Genomic DNA, 18031 nt, shown 5'->3' on the forward strand with positions numbered 1-18031 from the left:
GCCCTGCCCTTCCGCCGCCCACGTCGCTCGCAGGGCTCGATTGTCCCCGCGTGACTCGCGCATGGATACGGATGGGACGGACATCACGCTCAGCGGGTCCCCCGGCCCGCGCCGGCGGTGTCAGTCAAGGACGTCGATCGGCACCCGGTTGGTCTCGACGCCCGCCGCCGTCACCACCCGCACATCGAGGCGCCCCGGCTCGACGTCCACCGGCACGGGCACCGTCAGCACCGTGTCCGACGGGTTCCGGAAGCCGCCGGGGACCGGGACCAGCGGTACGTGGACATGGACGGGCCCGATCCGTACGACCATCGCGCCCAGCCGGTCCGGCGTGCCCCCGCCCGGCGGCACGAAGCCGGTCCCCCGGATCTCGATGTCGTCACCCGTGCGGATCGGCGCGTCCAGGTCCCCGGCCTCCCTGGCCCGGACGACCGACAGCACCACCGGGCGACCGCCCTCCGCCCACTTCGCGGCGAAGTACGTCGCGGCCGAGACCGTCACCAGCAGGGCCAACGCCCATGGGAGGTCGGGCAGTTGCTCGGGGCGGCGGGCGAGGCGTACCGCCGAGAAGAGTACGGCGACGGCCGTCACCAGCGCGTACTGGACGTCGGCGAAGCTGCCGCGCCCGGCGTCGTCGCAGAGCAGGTCGGCGAGGCGCGGACGCTCGGCCCGTACCTTCTGCAGGCGCCGGTCCGCGACGCGTACGCCCACCACACGGCGTACGACGACGGCGATCGCGCACACCACGGCCAGCACCGTCAACATGCCCGCGCCACGGGCGAGTTCGAGGCCGGCGATCAGCTCGTCGCGGGCGTCGTGGCCGGACGCCCCGGCGAGCTGGAGCGCGAGCACCAGCACGGCGAACACGAGCAGCAGCACCCACGCGGAGGCGACGGTGCGGGAGGTCGACAGCCGGTTGTCCTCGCCGATGACCGGGGCGAGGAGGCCGCCGCGCGTACGGTGCAGCCTGGCCGCGCCGGTCAGCAACCCGGCCACGGCGAGGGCGGCGAGGAGCCCCGCCGTACGGGCGACGGTCCAGCCCGCGCCGATCGCGGTCCCGGCCAGCGCGAGCGCGAACACCGCGACGGTGCCCCACACCACGATCAGCGTGTGCCGCCACACGGCGTGCAGCCAGGCGTCGCCCGCCTCGCGGCTGCGGTCGGCGACGGCGCGGGCCGACTGGGTCAGTTCGTCGGACACCCACTGCCTGGACGCGCCCGGGGAGTGGGCGAGCGCGGCGGGCAGGCCGTGACCGGCCGCGAACTCCTCCCGTTTGACGAGGAAGGCCGCGACCGCGCGCCGGTGCCCCTCATGCGCCCCATGGGGGCAGTTCCCGCAGGTACAACCCCCGCCGTGGGTGCCTTGTCCCGCCACTCGCACCGCCACGCCGCATGCCGCCTTCCCCGCCCCGCACCCATGGATCTTGTGGGTGAACTTCCTTGCTGTGACTGGGAATTGTGCCGTATCCGAGAGGGTGTCAGACGCCGAGCACGAGATACGCGAAGCCGAAGTACCCCCGGTAGCCGCCGAGATAGCCCTCGCGGTGCCCGGCGGCGGTGGCACGGGCCGCCGCGTGCAGTGCGTGGCCAGGGTTTTCGAGCGCCCAGCGCTCGCCCCAGCCGGCCCGGCCGTTGGACTCGAAGACGTCCATTTCGCGCTGGTCGGCGACCGTCGTACGGAGCGGGGCGAAGCCCGCGTCGGCGGCGGCCCGGACCAGGTCGTCCAGCGAGCCGACGAACTCGTCCTCCTCGGCGTCGCCAAGTCCCTTCAGGGCGACGGCGGTCGGCTTCTGGATCCAGTACGCGTCCCCGAACAGCACCCGCCCACCGGGCTGCACACTCGCGCGCAGTGCGCGCAGCGCCTCACGGGTCGTGCCGGGCCAGGCGTGCACGGCCCCGATACACACGGCGAGGTCGTAGCCGGTCTCCGTCCACGCGTCGGCGGAACCCTCATGGAACGTCACCCGCTGGTCCAGCCCCCGCTCCCGCGCGAGCCGCCGCCCGCGCGCCACGGCGACGGGGTCCTTCTCCACACCGTCACCGGTACTGCCGGGAGCCCCGTCGACCAGGCGCAGCAGCAACTCGCCCCAGCCACACCCGAGATCGACCACCCGCCCACCGTCCGGCACCGCACAGGCGTCGACGAGGGAGCGGGCGTGCTCTTCGGAGAGGGGGGCGTTCCAGGTCAGGAGGGGGTTGTTGGGGGCGGCGAGGATGGCGTGGAGTTCGTCGTGGTCGGACATGGTCGAGAGATTCACACGCGCGGTCGGCGCGGTGCGAACGAATTATCCGTCGCTGCCGCCGGAGCGACGGCGACGGTCGATCGAGGTGAGATCGATGTCGATCGGGAACGGGAGCTTCAGCTCCAGGCGCCCGCGATGGATACCGGTCGGGGCATAGACCTGTGTAGCCGGGTCGAGTTCAAAGCTGTAGACAACGGGGAGACCGTGTTCCTCCTCGACCCGCCAGAAGAACGGCACGCCTCCGGCCGCGTACTTACGAGGCTTCACGTCACGGTCACGCTCGACGGAATCGTCCGAGACCACCTCGATGACGAGTACCACGTCCGCCGGGTGGTACCAAGTCTGTTCGGGGCCGGTGTCGGCGTCGGCGCGGTAGACGAGAATGTCCGGCTCGGGCCGGTCCTTGCGGCCGAGCTTCACCGTCATCTCACGATCGACGTCCAGATCGTCCGGAACCTGGCTGAGCAGCGAGTTCTCCAGCAGCCACATCGTGCGCGTGTGGAACTTCCGCTGCGGACTCATCAGGACAAGGCTCCCGTCGATCAGCTCAGTGTGCGGCGGGAGGCCGGGAATCCGGTCGAGATCGTCTGCGGTCCAGCCCTGGGCGGGCGGGATCGGCCACTGGTAGCGCGGTTCGAGACCGTGTTCAGGTGCGGCGCTCATGATTACTCCCATGCGACGGAGTCTGACCTCTCCAAGCAGCCTACCCAGGGCATATGCCAATGCCGCCACTCAAACGAATGAGCGACGGCACCGGCGTTGACCTGAAGACCCCACCGCAGGGGTCACTCCCACTCGATCGTCCCCGGCGGCTTGCTCGTCACGTCCAGGACCACCCGGTTCACGTCCGCCACCTCGTTGGTGATGCGGGTGGAGATCTTCGCCAGTACGTCGTACGGCATCCGGGTCCAGTCCGCCGTCATCGCGTCCTCCGACGAGACCGGGCGCAGCACGATCGGGTGGCCGTACGTGCGGCCGTCGCCCTGGACGCCCACGGAGCGGACGTCCGCGAGCAGCACCACGGGGCACTGCCAGATGTCGCGGTCGAGGCCGGCCGCCGTCAGCTCCTCGCGGGCGATGGCGTCGGCCTCGCGCAGCAGGTCGAGGCGCTCGCGCGTGATCTCGCCGACGATACGGATGCCGAGGCCCGGTCCCGGGAACGGCTGGCGCTGGACGATCTCGTCCGGCAGGCCCAGCTCCTGGCCGACCATCCGGACCTCGTCCTTGAAGAGCTGGCGCAACGGCTCGACCAGGGAGAACTCCAGGTCCTCGGGGAGTCCGCCCACATTGTGGTGCGACTTGATGTTCGCGGTGCCGCTGCCGCCGCCGGACTCGACCACGTCCGGGTAGAGCGTGCCTTGGACGAGGAACTCGACCGGCGCACCGGGCTCGGCCTCGGCCTCGGCGATGATGTCCGCCTGGGCCTGCTCGAAGACCCGGATGAACTCGCGGCCGATGATCTTCCGCTTCTGCTCGGGGTCGGCGACCCCGGCCAGCGCGGCCAGGAAGCGGTCCGCCGCGTCGACGACCTTCAACTGCACGCCGGTCGCGGCGACGAAGTCCTTCTCGACCTGCTCGGTCTCGCCCTTGCGCATCAGACCGTGGTCGACGTACACGCAGGTCAGCTGCGAACCGATCGCCTTCTGTACGAGGGCGGCGGCGACGGCCGAGTCCACGCCGCCGGACAGTGCGCAGATCGCGCGGCTGCCGCCGACCTGCTCGCGGATCGCGGCGACCTGCTCCTCGATGACGTTGCCGGTGGTCCACGTCGGCTCGATGCCGGCGCCTCGGTAGAGGAAGTGCTCCAGGACCTGCTGGCCGTACGTGGAGTGCAGCACCTCGGGGTGGTGCTGGACGCCGTACAGCTTCTTCTCGTCGTTCTCGAAGGCGGCGACCGGTACGACATCCGTGGAGCCGGTGACGGTGAAGCCCTCGGGGGCGGCGGAGCAGGCGTCGCCGTGGGACATCCAGACCTGCTGCTCGGCCGGGGTGCCCTCGAAGAGGGTGGAGGCGGTCTTGGAGACGTGCAGTTCGGTGCGGCCGTACTCGCGCGAGCCCGTGTTGTCGACCGTCCCGCCGAGCGTCGTCGCCATCAGCTGGAAGCCGTAGCACATGCCGAGGACCGGGACCCCGGCCTCGAAGAGCGCGCGGTCGACGGTCGGGGCACCCTCCGCGTACACGGAGGACGGGCCGCCGGAGAGGATGATCGCCTTGGGGTTCTTGGCCAGCATCTCGGCCACCGGCATCGTCGAGGGGACGATCTCGCTGTAGACCCGGGCCTCACGGACGCGGCGGGCGATGAGCTGGGCGTACTGGGCGCCGAAGTCGACGACGAGTACGGCGTCGGGGGCGGCGGGGGGTACTGCTGGCACGGGCGCGGCCTTCCGGCGGTGAAGGGGTTCGGTACGGCGATTCTAACGGGGGGCGAAGACAGCTTTTCGTCTCAGCATCCGAACCCCCGCACGGGCCTCCCGGACCCCTCCGGCATACTGACCCCCATGCGCGAGCACACGACCTTCGTCTTTACCTATGGCACCGGCCCGTCCGGCTGCCATGGTCGTTCCGCTTGAGCTGACAAGCGACTTCCCAGGCGCCCCGGGCCGACAAGGCCCGGGGCGTCCTGCGTTGTCCGGGCCGGTTGTCCGTCGCCCCGGGTCTCCCCCTTCGTACAGAGGAGCCCTTCATGACTGTCACCGAACGCACCGGCGCCCGCACCGACGAGGCCGCGACCGTGATCGACGGCGCACGTGAGCGCATCGACGCGCTCGACGACCGGATCATCGGTCTCGTCCAGGAACGCATCGCCGTCTCGGCCGTCATCCAGGACGCGCGTATCGCCTCCGGCGGACGCCGGGTCAACCTCTCCCGCGAGAACGAGATCCTGAGCCGCTTCAGGGACGCGCTGGGCACGCCGGGCACCTCGCTCGCGATGACGCTGCTGGAGCTGTCGCGCGGCCGGATCTGAGCGGGCACGGGCGGCGCGCCGGGCGGGGTGCCCGACGGTACGGACATGGGTTCGGGCGCATCCTCACCCGTACGGCGCGTGACCGGACCCGCCGGGCCTTCGTTGGTCCCGATGTCCGTGCCAGCCAGGGGCGGGCCCGAACAAACCACGCGTGGCTTCGCTGGGGCGTGTGACGTACCGCTGGTACGTCGTGGGACCTCGCCTCAGCGCCGAGTGACCGGTCGGCAGGGGACAGCATGCCCGGTCACACCAAGAGCGGTCGGCTCCGGGGACGCCCGGCGCCGACCGCATACGGATACGGCTCCCTCCCGTGTCCAGACCGTTCGCACAACCGCCCGGCCCGCTCCCTCCGTTCCCCCGTCCACCGTCCCGTACTCGCGGCGCTCACCCCCCCCAGCGCCGCGATCCGGTACCGGCGCGCCGCCCTGACGCCGCCGGTGCCGACGACAAGGGCCCCACAGGCGCCCGTCCGATTCGCTTCGGACCGGGCCCGTGGGGCTCTTGTCGCGCCCGGCCGCCCACCGGGGCATGACCGTGTGACGCGTGCCACATAAATATTCTGTGAGTAAAGGGGCAACCATCTCCCCAGGTCACAGGTCTCCTATGCGACACAACGGTCACCCGTACCCCACGTCGGAGGACCCCTAGCCTCCGCACCGCCTGTCCGCGGTGCGCCGGACTTCACTGAGGTCTTCATGAAGCTTCGCCGCGCTATGGCCGTCGCAGCAGCGACCGCCGTCATAGCCCCTGCCGCCTTCCTGGCGGCGCCTGCCGCGTACGCGGCCGAGGGTGACACGGTTACCACCGGCACCACCGGCACCACCGGCACCACCGGAACGATTTCCGACGACGAGAACCCGCCGCCTCCCGGCGACGGTGAAGCAGAGCCCCCGCCCGGCGGTGACGGAGAGGTCGAGCCTCCCCCCGGTGACGGAGAGGTCGAACCGCCTCCCGGCGACGGCGAGGAAGAGCCTCCCCCGGGCGACGGCGAAGAGGAGCCCCCGCCGGGTGACGGCGAGGAAGAACCGCCTCCCGGCGACGGCGAGGAAGAGCCTCCCCCGGGCGACGGCGAAGAGGAGCCCCCGCCCGGCGAGGGTGAGGAAGAGCCCACACCTCCCGACGAGGAGTGCGCCGACGCCGACTTCACGACCTCGCTCTCGGGCCTCCCGAGCAAGATCGTCGCCGGTTCGGGGTGGAAGGAGTTCAACCTGAACCTCGACAACACGAACGGCGAGACCACCGCGATGATCGATCTCGGTGCCGTCGTGCTGTACAAGAAGGACGCCCAGGACTTCTTCGAGTCCGACCTGACGTCGAAGTACGCGCAGTTCGAGTACTTCGACGGCACGGAATGGGTCAACGAAGATCTCGCGGACGGCGGTTCGATCGTCGGGAGCCTCGATGTCGAAGCCGGCGAGACCTACTCGCTCAAGCTCCGTCTGAAGATCTCGGCGAAGGCTCCGGCCGGTTCCGCCGTCGCCATCGCCTTCGCGGTCTCCGTCGACGAGGACTTCAACTGCTCGCTCGACGAGAAGTGGTACAGCTTCGAGGTTCTGGCGGCGGACTCGAAGCCCGGCCCCGTCCCGCCGGCCAAGCCCGAGGACGGCAAGAGCCCCGCGGACGTCAAGCCGCAGGGTGGCGCCAAGGCGCTGCCCGCCGCCGCGAACGGCAACCTCGCCGCGACCGGTGCCAACTCCATGCTGCCGGCCATCGGCGCGGCGGCCGGACTGGCCGTCGTCGCGGGTGGCGGTGTGCTGTTCGCGCTCCGTCGCCGCAAAGGTGACGCCGTCGCGTAACACGCGTCGACAGAGCGGGACCGCATGACAGGAGGCGCTGCACTCGGAGGGGGGTGCAGCGCCTCCTTGTTGGCCATCACGCCTGCCGCCTAAATCCGCCTGCCGCCTGCCGGCTACCGGCTACCGGCTACCGGCTACCGGCTACGGGGTCTTCTTCGGCGGGACCGCCGGTATCCCGAGGAACGGCAGCTTCAGCGCCCCGAAGGCCGACGCCGGGACCGCCGGTGACTTCGGCGCGATTGCCTCCTGCCGTACGTACGCCGTCCCGGCCGACTGCTCCGGACGCGGGTCCCGCTCCCCCTTGTTGGGCCAGAAGGACATCGCGCGCTCGGCCTGCGCGGTGATGGTGAGGGACGGATTGACGCCGAGGTTGGCCGAGACCGCCGAGCCGTCGACCACCGAGATGCCCGGGTGCCCGTACAGCCGGTGGTACGGGTCGATGACGCCGTGCTCCGCGTCGGCGCCGATGGGGCAGCCGCCGAGGAAGTGCGCGGTGAGCGGAGTGCCCATCAGCTCGCCGACGTTCGAGCCGGCGAAGCCGTTGATCTCCTCGGCGAGCAGGGTCGCGGTCCGGGTGGCCTGCGCCAACTGCTTCGGGTTGGGGGCGCCATGGCCCTGACGTGCCGTCAACAGGCCTTTTCCGACGCCGCCTTGCTTGCGGTACGTGGTCAGCGAGTTGTCGACGGACTGCATCACCAGGCCGATGATGGTCCGCTCCGACCAGTGCCGGTTGGAGAGCGAACGGGCCGCGCGGACCGGGTGCCTGACCATGGAGCCGAGCCAGCCGGCGATCCGGCGCCCGCTCTCGCTGTAGGGGACCTGGAGGATCGAGAGCGAGCCCATGGCGTTGGAGCCCTTGCCGTAACGGACAGGCTCCACATGGGTGTTGGCGTCCGGGTGGAAGGAGGAGGTGATGGCGACACCCCGGGTGAAGTCCGCCTTGCGCGAGGCTCCCGCGCCGTGCTTCCCGCGGTAGCGCCGGTCGGTGGTCTGGGCGCCCACCAGGGCCTCGGAGTTGGTACGGGTCAGCTCACCGAGCCGGCCGGAGAGCCGGGGCAGCCGGTCCCGGTCCTTCATCGTGTGCAGCAGCGTCTGCGTCCCGTACGTCCCTGCGGCCACGACGACATGACAGGCCGTCAGCATCCGTGGCGCCGACTTGCGCCGGTGGGTGGGGACTGTCGCGACGCGGTGCCCGCCGTCCGGGTCCTCGGTGATGTCGACGACGGTCGTCATGGGGCGGATGACCGCGCCGGCCTGTTCGGCGAGGTGGAGATAGTTCTCGTTGAGGGTGTTCTTGGCGCCGTGGCGGCAGCCGGTCATGCACTCGCCGCACTGGGAGCAGGCCGTGCGGGAGGGTCCCGCGCCGCCGAAGTACGGGTCACCGACGGACGCGCCCGGCTCGGCCCGCGCCGTACCGTCGGCGTCCTGGCCGTCACCGAAGAAGACACCGACCGGTGCCAGATGGAAGGTGTCGCCCACGCCCATCGCCTGTGCGGTCGCCTTGAGATGGACGTCGGAGGGGGTCATGGCCGGGTTGAGCCGGACGCCGAGCATGCGCTGCGCCTGGTCGTAGTACGGGGCGAGTTCGGCCTGCCAGTCGGTGATGCCGGCCCACTGTCTGTCCTCGAAGAACGCCTTCGGCGGCACGTACAGCGTGTTCGCGTAGTTGAGCGAGCCGCCGCCGACACCGGCGCCCGCGAGGACCATGACATTGCCGAGCAGATGGACCCGCTGGATGCCGAAGAGGCCGAGGGCGGGGGCCCAGAGGTAGTTCTTGATGTCCCAGGAGTTCTTGGGCAGGGTGCCCGGTGTGAAGCGGCGGCCGGCTTCGAGGACGCCGACGCGGTATCCCTTCTCGGTCAGCCGCAGCGCGGAGACCGCGCCGCCGAAGCCGGACCCGACGACGATGACGTCGTAGTCGAAGCCGTCGTTCTCTCCTTGGCCGTCGTCCCGGCCGGAGACACAGGTGTCCCGTGACATCGACTCCCCTTCTTCGATCCGGCTCGGATCAGCGCAGCCGGAAGACCTTGAGCGCGCGCAGGCTCTTGGTCATGAACGCCGCGTACTTCTCGTCGTCCATGCCCATAGACGGAGCCATCGGCAGCACGCGCTGCTGCGCGACGGTCTGTGCCTCGGTGTATTTGAGGATGCCCTCGGCGCCGTGCCGGCGGCCGAGGCCGGATTCCTTCATGCCGCCCATCGGCGCCTGGGCGCTGCCGTACGCCGGGGCGTATCCCTCGTTGATGTTGACGGTGCCGGTGCGCAGCCGGGCGGCGACCGCGTGCCCGCGCCTGCCGTCGCGCGTCCACACGCTCGAATTGAGGCCGTACGCGGTGGAGTTGGCCAGCTCGACGGCCTCGTCCTCGTCGCCGAACCGGTAGACGGAGACGACCGGTCCGAAGGTCTCCTCCGTACAGACCGACATCGGCGGCTCGACACCCTCCAGGATGGTGGGCTCGTAGAAGTACGGTCCGATGTCGGGCCGCGCCACGCCGCCCGCGAGGACCGTGGCGCCCTTGGCGACAGCCTCCTCGACATGGCTGGTCACGGTCCGGAGCTGGCTCTCACCGGCGAGCGAGCCCATGTCCGCGCCGTACGCGAGCGCGCTGCCGAGGCGCATCGCCTTCGTACGGGCGACGAATCGTGCCACGAACGTGTCGGCGACCGACTCGTGGACGTACAACCGCTCGATGGAGATGCAGAGTTGGCCAGCGGTGGCGAAGCAGGCGCGTACCGCACCGGCCGCGGCCTTCTCGATGTCGGCGTCGTGCAGGACCAACATGGCGTTCTTGCCGCCGAGTTCGAGGGTGGCGCCGACCAGCCGGCTCGCCGCGCGCTGCGCGACCTCGCGGCCGGTGCGCGTGGAGCCGGTGAAGGAGACGTAGTCGCCGCGCTCGACGACCTCGGGCCCGATGACGGGTCCCTCGCCGAGCACCACCTGGAACACCCCGGCCGGGAGTCCGGCCTCGACCAGCAGGTCGCGCGCCCACAGCGCGGTGAGCGCGGTCTCGGTGTCGGGCTTCAGCACGACGGCGTTGCCCGCGACGAAGGCGGGCAGGGCGTCGCCGACGGAGAGTTCCAGCGGGTAGTTCCAGGGCGAGATCTGCCCGACGACACCGCGCGCCAGGCGCTGCTCGGTGACCTTGGTGAGCAGGGGTACGACGCCGGTGTGCCGCCGCGGCCGCAGATACGAGGGGGCCTTGCGCCCGTAGTGGCGCGCGGCGACGGCCACGGCCTGGACCTCCTCGTGCGCGTGCAGCCTCGCCTTGCCGGTCTCCAGTTGGACGAGGTCGAGCACCTCGGCCTGGCGCTCCAGCAGGAGGTCGTGGAAGCGGAGCAGGACGGCGGCCCGCCTTCGTACGGAGGTCGCCTCCCAGAGGGGCTGGGCGACACGGGCGCGGGAGAAGGCCTCGGCGACGTCCTCGGGCGTGGACTCGGGCAGGTCGGCCAGCTTCTCGCCGGTGGAGGGGGTGTGGTTCGCGGTGCGTCCGGAGCCCACGACGCCCCGGACGAGCTGTGCGAGCACTTCGGGAGTGACCACGTCGGCGGCGGTGCGCACGCCGGCGGGCACCGGAGCCACGGGGTTGGTCGTGGGGGCCTGTGAGTCCGTCATGAGGGCGAGGGTATGCCGCATCCGGAGCTTTGGGTACCCGCGGGTAACACCTTTTCGCCGCCCGCCCGCCGCTCGCCCGGCGACCGGCGGCAAACGTGCCAGTGATCGCTGGCCGCATAAGCCCTGATCAGGCGCTCAGGGCAGGTAGCTGCTCTCGATCACCAGGTGCTTGACGATGTTCGTGAAGAGTTCTTCGCCGTCCTTCACGGCGTCTCCCTTGGCGGGCATCGCCACCCGGAGCCGCCAGTGCACATCCTTGGTGCCGGGAACGATCAGCTCGTGGTAGCGGTAGCGGATCGGATCCTCGGACGAGTCGCTGTACTGCGTGTAGTCGACGATGTTCTCGAACGCCTTGTCCGAGCCCGCGAACGTGGACTTCGGCTCGCCCCTGAAGTCCGCGTCCTTGATCTCCGTACCGTTCTCGCCGCCGTCCCTGTAGTACGTCGCCCAGGCCGGCTCCTCGGGCGGCAGCACCTCGTTGTCCGGAGTCTTCTGGACCTGGTCCATGGAGATGGTGAAGACACCGCTCGGATCCCTGAAGCCGACCCTGCTCTCTTCGGTCAAGCTTTCCTGGAAGCGCCGGTAGTCCGACGGGACGGCGATCTTGGCGTCCAGGATCTCCACCTCCGAGCGGACCTCCCAGCCCTCCGGCAGCTCGTCGGCCGCGAACGGGTTGAAGAAGATCAGCACCAGCGCGAGCACCACCGCGAGTACACCGCCGCCGAGGCCGTACTGCGCCGGGCGGTTACGGTGCAGGACCGGCGGGACCCACTTGCTGCCACCTCCGGTGGCGGCGGTGCTGCCGGTGCCCGCGTTCTGGTAGAGCCTCGTCGCCTCCGGCGACAGCTGCGGCGGACGCGCCACGGACTCCAGCACCGCGCGCACCTCGGCGGCGGCGGGGCGGGCCGCCGGGTCCTTCCGCAGCAACTGCATCACGATCGTGCCGAAGGCACCCGACCCGCGGGCCGGCGTCTGCGGCTCGGCGGAGAGCACCGCCTGGAGCGTCGCGGGGATGTGCGAGCGGCGGTACGGGGACATGCCCTCGACCGCCGCGTACAGCACGACGCCCAGCGACCACAGGTCCGACTCGGGTCCGGGGCGCTGGCCGAGCACCCGCTCGGGCGAGATGAACTCCGGTGAGCCGACGAAGGCCCCGGTCTCGGTGAGCCCCTGCTGGCCCTCGACCTGGGCGATGCCGAAGTCGCTCAGCACGACGCGGTCGCCGCGCCCGAGCAGGACGTTGTCCGGCTTCACGTCGCGGTGCAGCACACCGGCCTCGTGGGCGGCGGTGAGCGCGTTCAGTACGTCGAGCCCGATCCTGGCGGCCTCGCGCGGGTCGAGCGTGCCCTCCTGGAGACGGTCGGCGAGCGACTGGCCGCGCACCAGCTCCATGACGATCCACGGCTTGTCGTCCTCGACGACCACGTCGTACATGGTGACGACCGAGGGGTGGTCGATCCTGGCCGCCGAGCTGGCCTCGCGCCGCATCCGCCGGTGGACGGTGTCGCGCTCCTGGGCGCTCAGATGCTCGGGAACGCGGGGCTCCTTGACCGCGACGTCCCGGTCCACGATCTCGTCGTGCGCCAGCCAGACCGTTCCCATGCCGCCGTGTCCGAGCCGCGAGACGAGGCGGTAGCGACCGCCCAGCAGGCGTCCGACCGACGGGTCGGGCTCCATGGGGGTGTGCTGGACAGCCTGCGTCTGCTGGTACGGGGAGCCCTGGGGGGCGCTGTGGGGACTGCCGTGGGGAGCGCCGTGGGGAGGAGCCTGGGGCGGCACCTGGGGCGGCGGCCCCTGGTGGGGCTGATACGGCTGCTGCTGCGGCGGCTGCGGCGGCTGGAGTCCGTAGCTGGTGGGCTCGTTCGCGCGTCCCCCGTCGTTCGTCATGAGCACATCTTTACGGAAGGCGCGTCGCGATATCCACCTGAGGGCGGGAGCGGGTGCAGAGCCGTGACATCACGACTCCGCTCGGCTGGTCGCTCATCCGCCCGCGCCGTCCGCCTGCCAGCCGCCCAGCATGGTGTCGAACTGCGACCGGGTGGTGGACCAGTCTTCGACGGGACCGGACATGTAGAGCGCGTACTCGGTCGAGCCGTCGGCGGAGAAGTACATCTGGTCGATCGCACGGCGCGGCCCGACGTACACCTCCTTCTCGTCCGTCTGGGTCCAGGTGAACTCCCACAGCGCGGCCTTCGTCTGGCCTCGGAAGGTATTGGGTTTCAGCGTGATCCGCTGGTATCCGGGCAGGCCGTCGACGCCCTTCTCCATGTCCTTCATGTGGTGGAACGGGTTCGTGAAATCCGGTGAGGTGTCCACGGCGATACGCAGGAAGTGGACGCCGTCGTCGGGGGTGTAGTCGATCTGGTCGCCGTTCGCCCGCCGCTCCCAGCCCTCGGGGACGAGGACGCTGAAGCCCGCGGGATCGTCCATCCGCTTCCAGCCGGGCGGGACTTCCCCGGAGGGCTCGTCGGCCTCGTCACCGGTGCCGGTGCCGTCCCCGTCTCCGCCGCCGCCGTTCCCGTTCTGATCCTTGCCGTCGTCCGAGGAGGTGGCACCCGGGTCCGGGTTCGCGCCGGCGCTCGTGCCCGGACCGCCGTTGCCGTTGCCGTTGCCGCGCTCGATCGCGTAGTAGCCCACGCCGCCGCCGATCAGCGTCGCGGCGAAGACCGCGGCGAGCACGACACGCCAACGGCCCTTCCCGGCGGGCGGCTGGAGGGGCTCGGTCACCTGCGGGTACGCCCGCGGCGGTGTCTGCCCGTACGGCGAGGGGTCCGGCGCCGCGCCGTGCGGCTGCCGGCCCCGCGGGGGTGGCGTGTGCGGGTGCTGGGCCTGCGGGGGCGGCCCAGCCGGGGTCGGCCGTGGCTCGGCCTGCCGTCCGTCCAGCACCTCCCGCAGCATCCGCTCGGTCGCGGTGGCGTCCGGGCGGACCTCGGGGTCCTTCTGGAGCAGCGCGGCGATCACGGGCGCGAGCGGCCCGGCGCGTACGGGAGCGGGCGGGTCGTCGACGACCACCGCCTGCATGGTGGCCACCGCCGACGTGCGGCGGAACGGCGAGGTCCCCTCCACCGCCGTGTGCAGCGTCGCACCCAGCGACCACAGGTCGGAGGCCGGTCCCGGATCGTTGCCGCGCACCCGCTCGGGCGCCAGGTAGTCGATGGAGCCGACGATCTCACCGGTCCGGGTGATGGTCGAGTCGCCCTCGATGGCGGCGATCCCGAAGTCCGTGAGCAGTACGCCCCCGTCCCGCGCCAGCAGGACGTTGCCGGGTTTGACGTCGCGGTGCAGCACCCCGGCCGCGTGCGCGGCGCGCAGCGCGCCGAGGACCTGGAGACCGATCCGGGCCGCTTCGCGCGGCGTGATGGGGTCGGGGGTGAGCGCGTCCGCGAGCGACGGGCCGTCCACGTACTGCATGACGATCCACGGCCGGCCGCCGTGGTCGAGCACGTCATGGACCGTCACCACGGCGGGGTGACTGATCCGGGCCGCGGCTCTGGCCTCCTTCTGGGTGCGGGCGTGCAGCACGACACGGTCGGCGGCCGTGACGTACAACGCCGCCGTCAACTCCTTGACCGCGACGGTCCTGTTGAGCAGTTCGTCGTGGGCCCGCCACACCTGGCCCATCCCACCGCTGCCGATGGTCTCGCCCAGCTTGTAGCGGCCGGCGAGCACCAGCCCCTCGCGCGTCTTCTCAGGATCTTCCACGTGCTCCCGCCTGTTCCTCGGAAGGACAGGTTACGGAGCGAACGCGCCGACAGGGAACCTGGGCCCGCCGCCGAAACCGCACCGTGACACGTGCGGGTGGTGGTCGGACCGGTCCGTCAGCCGGTGATCCGGTAGGAGCCGATGGCCTGTTGGTAGATCTCGGAGACCCTGTCCCGCTCGTCCTCCGGACCGATGACCTGGATGACGTGGTAGTCACCCTTGACGATCATGGCGAGGTTTCGCACGTAGACCTCCTGGCCGCTGCTGTTCTGCCAGGTGAACTGGCCCTCGGCCATGGGCTGTTGGCCGACATCGATCCGGCGCAGCCCCGTGGAGGTGGCCCAGGAGGAGTCCCGGAACGGCTGCAACTCCCGCTCCTTCTCCCGTTGGTAGGCAAGCGGGTCGTCGCCGTTGTCGGCCACGCTGTCCCGGCCCGGCACCACGATGAGTGTGAAGTCGCCCCGTCCGTAGCGGACTTGCCCGCTGTCGTTGATCGGGCTGCGCTGCCAGCTCTTGTCCACGCCGATCTCGAAACCCTCGCCGTCCTTGCGCAGGACGTAGCCGTCGGCGAGGTCGGCCGGCGGCCCGGAGCTCTGCGGCGTCGAGGAGTTGGGGTCCTCCGGCTGGTCGGCGCCGTTGCCGTTGCCGTTGCCGTTGTCGTTGTCCGGGGTGGTGTCGGGATTCCGCGGACCCGGTGTCGCGGGCGCGCTCGGATCCGACCCGGCGCCGCTCCGCGACCCCTGCTCGTCGGCCTTCGGCAGGAACATCACGGCGAACGCGATGGCCGCGATCATCAGCGCGAGGATCAGGAAGAGCAGGATGCGTCCGAGCGAACGCGGCCCGCGCGGGCCGCGCGAACCGCCACCGTTCGACCTCTGCCGCGGCTCCCGGTACTCCCTGTCGCCGAAGTCCTCGTCGCGGTGGTCCCGTTCGCCGTAAGCGCGTTCCGGGTGGTCGCGGCGGGGTTCATGGCGCGGCTCGTGGCGCGGCTCGACGTATGCCTCTGCCTCGCTGTGCGACGCGCGTGCGGCGCCGCGCTGCTCGGCGGACCTGCCGCCACCCTTCTCCTTACCCTTCTCCTTTCGCTCCTTGCCCTTCTTGTGACGGTGCCGGCCGGCGTCGCCGCCACGGCCCCAGCCCCGGCGCTTGCGGACCAGCTCGCCCCTGCGGCGCACGATGGGCAGCCGCTCGTCCACGGACGGCACGGCGACCACGTCGAGACCGGCGTCGGGCTCGGGCGCCGAACGCACCAACGAGCGCAGCCAGCCGCGCAGTTCCTCGAAGTCGGGCCGCTCCGTGGGGTCCTGACGCAGCAGCGACTCGACCACGGGGCGCAGCGGGCCGCACTCCTCGGCGAACGCGGGCGGTTCGGCGCAGACGAGCTGGACCAGCTCGGCCGCGTTCTCCTCCGGATACGGGGCGTGGCCCTGGACGGCGCGGTAGAGGAGCGCGCCCAGCGCCCACAGGTCGGTGGACGGGCCGATGGGCGGGGCCAGTTGCCAGTTCTCGTGCACCGGTCCCGCCTGCTCGGGTGCCCATCGCTCGGTGACCGCGCCGACGACGGCTATCCGTGCCTGGCGGGCGCGTTCGGCGGCGAGCGGGGTGGCGGGGCCCCGGTACGCCGGGGTCGTACCGCCCGCGACGACCTCGTCCCAGCGGCCCGCGGGAACGGCGGGTCCGGCGACGGCGGGCAGGTTCGACGCGTGCCGCTGGGCGTCGGCGCGCATGGCGTCGCTGGTGCCCGAGGCGTGCCAATTGCCGCCGCCACTTGCTCCGCCGCTCCCGGAGCCGGTGGCGCCCGTGCTCCCGCCCGCGGACAGCGGGCGGGAGCCGTCACCGGCGCCCGAGGGGCCGTCGTGCCAGGTGCCGGCCAGTTCGACGCGGCGGGGCGGGCGGGGGTCGTCGTCATCCGTGTCGCGGCCGGCGTCGGCCGCGTCGTCGTACGTCTCGCGCCCCGGCGGGTCGATCTCGCGGGGCGGCATCGCCCACCAGTCGGGGTCGCGGTTCTCGTCCTGCGAGGGGCCGCTCGGTGCGCTGTCCGGGGAATCGCTTCGGCCTGTGGGGGCCGAGGGGTCCGGCAGACGCACGGGGCGCTGGGCGGGCAGGGTGCCGCTGTCGCGCTGCTGGTCCTCGGTGACACGGGCCGCGGCGCGCGCTCCGGCGCGATAGGCGGCGATGGCCCCGGCCCGCGCGGCGCGGGTGTCGGCCGGGCCGCTGCGGGAGGAAGTGGCCGGCAGGGCGGGCTGTCCGGTGTACGGGACGACGGGGGCCGCTCCCGTACCGCCGGGCGCGTCCCGGCCGTCGCCGCCGTCCGAGCCGTCCTCGGTGCCGGTGCCGGTGCCGGTGCCGGTGCCGGTGCCGGTGCCGGTGCCGGTGCCGTCCGGACGGTGGCCCACGTCGGGCCGGCCGAACGCGTCCGTACCGTAAGGGACTTCGCCGTACGACCGGTCACCGTACGAACCGTCGCCGTACGACTGATCGCCGTACGAACCGTCACCGTACGGACCGTCCGCCGAGCGGGCCGTCTCCAGGGCCGCGCGACCCGGCGACGCGGGTCCCACCGGTACGCCCAGCGCGCCGGTGCCCGGCGGCAGGGCCTCGGAGGTGCCTGTCCGGCCGCCCGGGATACCCACGACATCCGCACCGCCGTCCGGTACGCCCGCTGTCCCGGCGCCGCCGTCCGTGCCCGTGCCCAACTCGGGATCCGGCGCCTGCCCGGCGCCCGGGACGGGCCCGGGGATCTCACCGACGGGCCGGTATCCGGCCTCGAAACCGCCCTCCTCGGGCGCCGGCGGCACCGGCATGTAGCCGCAGAGCGCCTCCTCGGCCGCGCCGGTCGCCAGGCCCGTGAGCACCACACGGCCGTCGTCGCAGACGAGCACCGTGCGGATGGTGATGTTCCGGTGGGTCCAGCCGTGGGCGTGCAGCACCCGTACGGCCGTGAGCACGTCCGAGGCGATCTCGGCCGCGCGGTAGGGGTTGAGCGGCTTCTCGGCGAGCAGGGCGGCCAGCGGCCTGGCCGCGACCAGTTCACTCACTATCCACAGCGACCCGCCCTCGGCGAAGACGTCGAAGACCTGGTCGAGCCGCGGGTGGTCGGGGATCTGGGCGGCGCTCTGCGCGGCGTCGATGGCGCGGCGCACCGCCGGGTCCGTGGGCCTGCGTGTCGTACGGCCCGAGACCCGCCGCGTGGTCGCGGCACCGTCCGGGTCGACCATCTCGGCGTCCACGACCTCGGGCAGCGGCACTTGCCTGACGAGGACTTCCTGCCCGCTGTACGTGTCGAACGCACGCGTCTCGACGAGATCGAACTCGTCGGACGGAGGCAGGGGCAGGCGGTAGCGGTCGGCAAGCACCCGTCCCGCGTAGTCGTCCACGACGCCTCCCACACGCGCGCTGTCCCTGGGTCCCCGGATCTTCGGAGACCTCGCGAAACCGCCAATTCCGGTCGTTTACCGGCCCATTGTGACTGCGTACGGTCCGCGACTTCTCACGATACGTGGCCGCGGACCAATATGGCGCCGGGTCATGGCAACCCGGGCCTTAACCTTCCCGGCAACCCGGGCCCGTACGCCCCGGCACACCGGGCCCGTCATGGCCCTTGCCCGTTCCGGTCAGAACGCGGGCCGCCTCACCGACAGTCGCATCAATCACCGGAACGGGTTGTACCGCCGACGAGTTCTCGCCATCGCGGCACATTCGCGACACATCCG

Annotated in this window: 11 protein-coding genes; 2 read left to right on the forward strand and 9 right to left on the reverse strand. The window is 71.6% G+C overall.

Features of this window, described 5'->3' with window-relative positions:
• Positions 1-120: 120 nt before the first annotated feature.
• From OG700_RS14240 to guaA, 4 genes are all read right to left on the reverse strand, one after another.
• Positions 121-1386, reverse strand: a complete 1266-nt coding sequence (locus OG700_RS14240) for a hypothetical protein (RefSeq protein WP_405613450.1) — start codon at positions 1384-1386, stop codon at positions 121-123.
• Between the two features lie 91 nt (positions 1387-1477).
• Positions 1478-2242: an SAM-dependent methyltransferase gene (locus OG700_RS14245; protein WP_405613452.1), complete on the reverse strand. Its 765-nt coding sequence runs from the start codon at positions 2240-2242 to the stop codon at positions 1478-1480.
• 42 nt (positions 2243-2284) lie between these two features.
• Positions 2285-2905, reverse strand: a complete 621-nt coding sequence (locus OG700_RS14250; RefSeq protein ID WP_405613454.1) for a Uma2 family endonuclease — start codon at positions 2903-2905, stop codon at positions 2285-2287.
• Positions 2906-3027: 122 nt separating this feature from the next.
• Positions 3028-4614 (reverse strand): glutamine-hydrolyzing GMP synthase, encoded by a 1587-nt coding sequence (gene guaA / locus OG700_RS14255; RefSeq protein ID WP_405613456.1) that lies wholly within the window; start codon positions 4612-4614, stop codon positions 3028-3030.
• A 311-nt stretch (positions 4615-4925) separates the two neighbouring features.
• On the opposite strand from guaA, the gene OG700_RS14260 reads away from it, so the two are divergent.
• Together OG700_RS14260 and OG700_RS14265 are read left to right on the forward strand one after the other, a co-directional pair.
• The gene (locus OG700_RS14260) at positions 4926-5207 is read left to right on the forward strand and encodes a chorismate mutase (RefSeq protein WP_405613458.1); all 282 of its coding nucleotides are present in this window, start codon (positions 4926-4928) and stop codon (positions 5205-5207) included.
• A 713-nt stretch (positions 5208-5920) separates the two neighbouring features.
• Positions 5921-7003: an LAETG motif-containing sortase-dependent surface protein gene (locus tag OG700_RS14265; RefSeq protein WP_405613460.1), complete on the forward strand. Its 1083-nt coding sequence runs from the start codon at positions 5921-5923 to the stop codon at positions 7001-7003.
• 141 nt (positions 7004-7144) lie between these two features.
• Here OG700_RS14265 and OG700_RS14270 read toward each other — a convergent pair whose 3' ends face one another.
• The 5 genes from OG700_RS14270 to OG700_RS14290 form a co-directional block, all read right to left on the reverse strand.
• The gene (locus OG700_RS14270) at positions 7145-8983 is read right to left on the reverse strand and encodes a GMC oxidoreductase (RefSeq protein WP_405613462.1); all 1839 of its coding nucleotides are present in this window, start codon (positions 8981-8983) and stop codon (positions 7145-7147) included.
• A gap of 28 nt (positions 8984-9011) precedes the next feature.
• Complete coding sequence (locus tag OG700_RS14275; RefSeq protein WP_405613464.1) at positions 9012-10616, reverse strand: succinic semialdehyde dehydrogenase; 1605 nt, start codon at positions 10614-10616, stop codon at positions 9012-9014.
• 135 nt (positions 10617-10751) lie between these two features.
• A complete protein-coding gene (locus OG700_RS14280) occupies positions 10752-12503 on the reverse strand; it encodes a serine/threonine-protein kinase (RefSeq protein WP_405613466.1) in 1752 nt (583 codons plus the stop codon).
• Positions 12504-12596: 93 nt separating this feature from the next.
• Positions 12597-14318: a serine/threonine-protein kinase gene (locus OG700_RS14285; protein ID WP_405613468.1), complete on the reverse strand. Its 1722-nt coding sequence runs from the start codon at positions 14316-14318 to the stop codon at positions 12597-12599.
• Between the two features lie 116 nt (positions 14319-14434).
• Positions 14435-17695 (reverse strand): protein kinase, encoded by a 3261-nt coding sequence (locus OG700_RS14290; protein WP_405613470.1) that lies wholly within the window; start codon positions 17693-17695, stop codon positions 14435-14437.
• Positions 17696-18031: the final 336 nt, after the last annotated feature.

The organism is Streptomyces sp. NBC_01508, from assembly GCF_045040315.1.
Classification (GTDB): Bacteria; Actinomycetota; Actinomycetes; order Streptomycetales; family Streptomycetaceae; genus Streptomyces.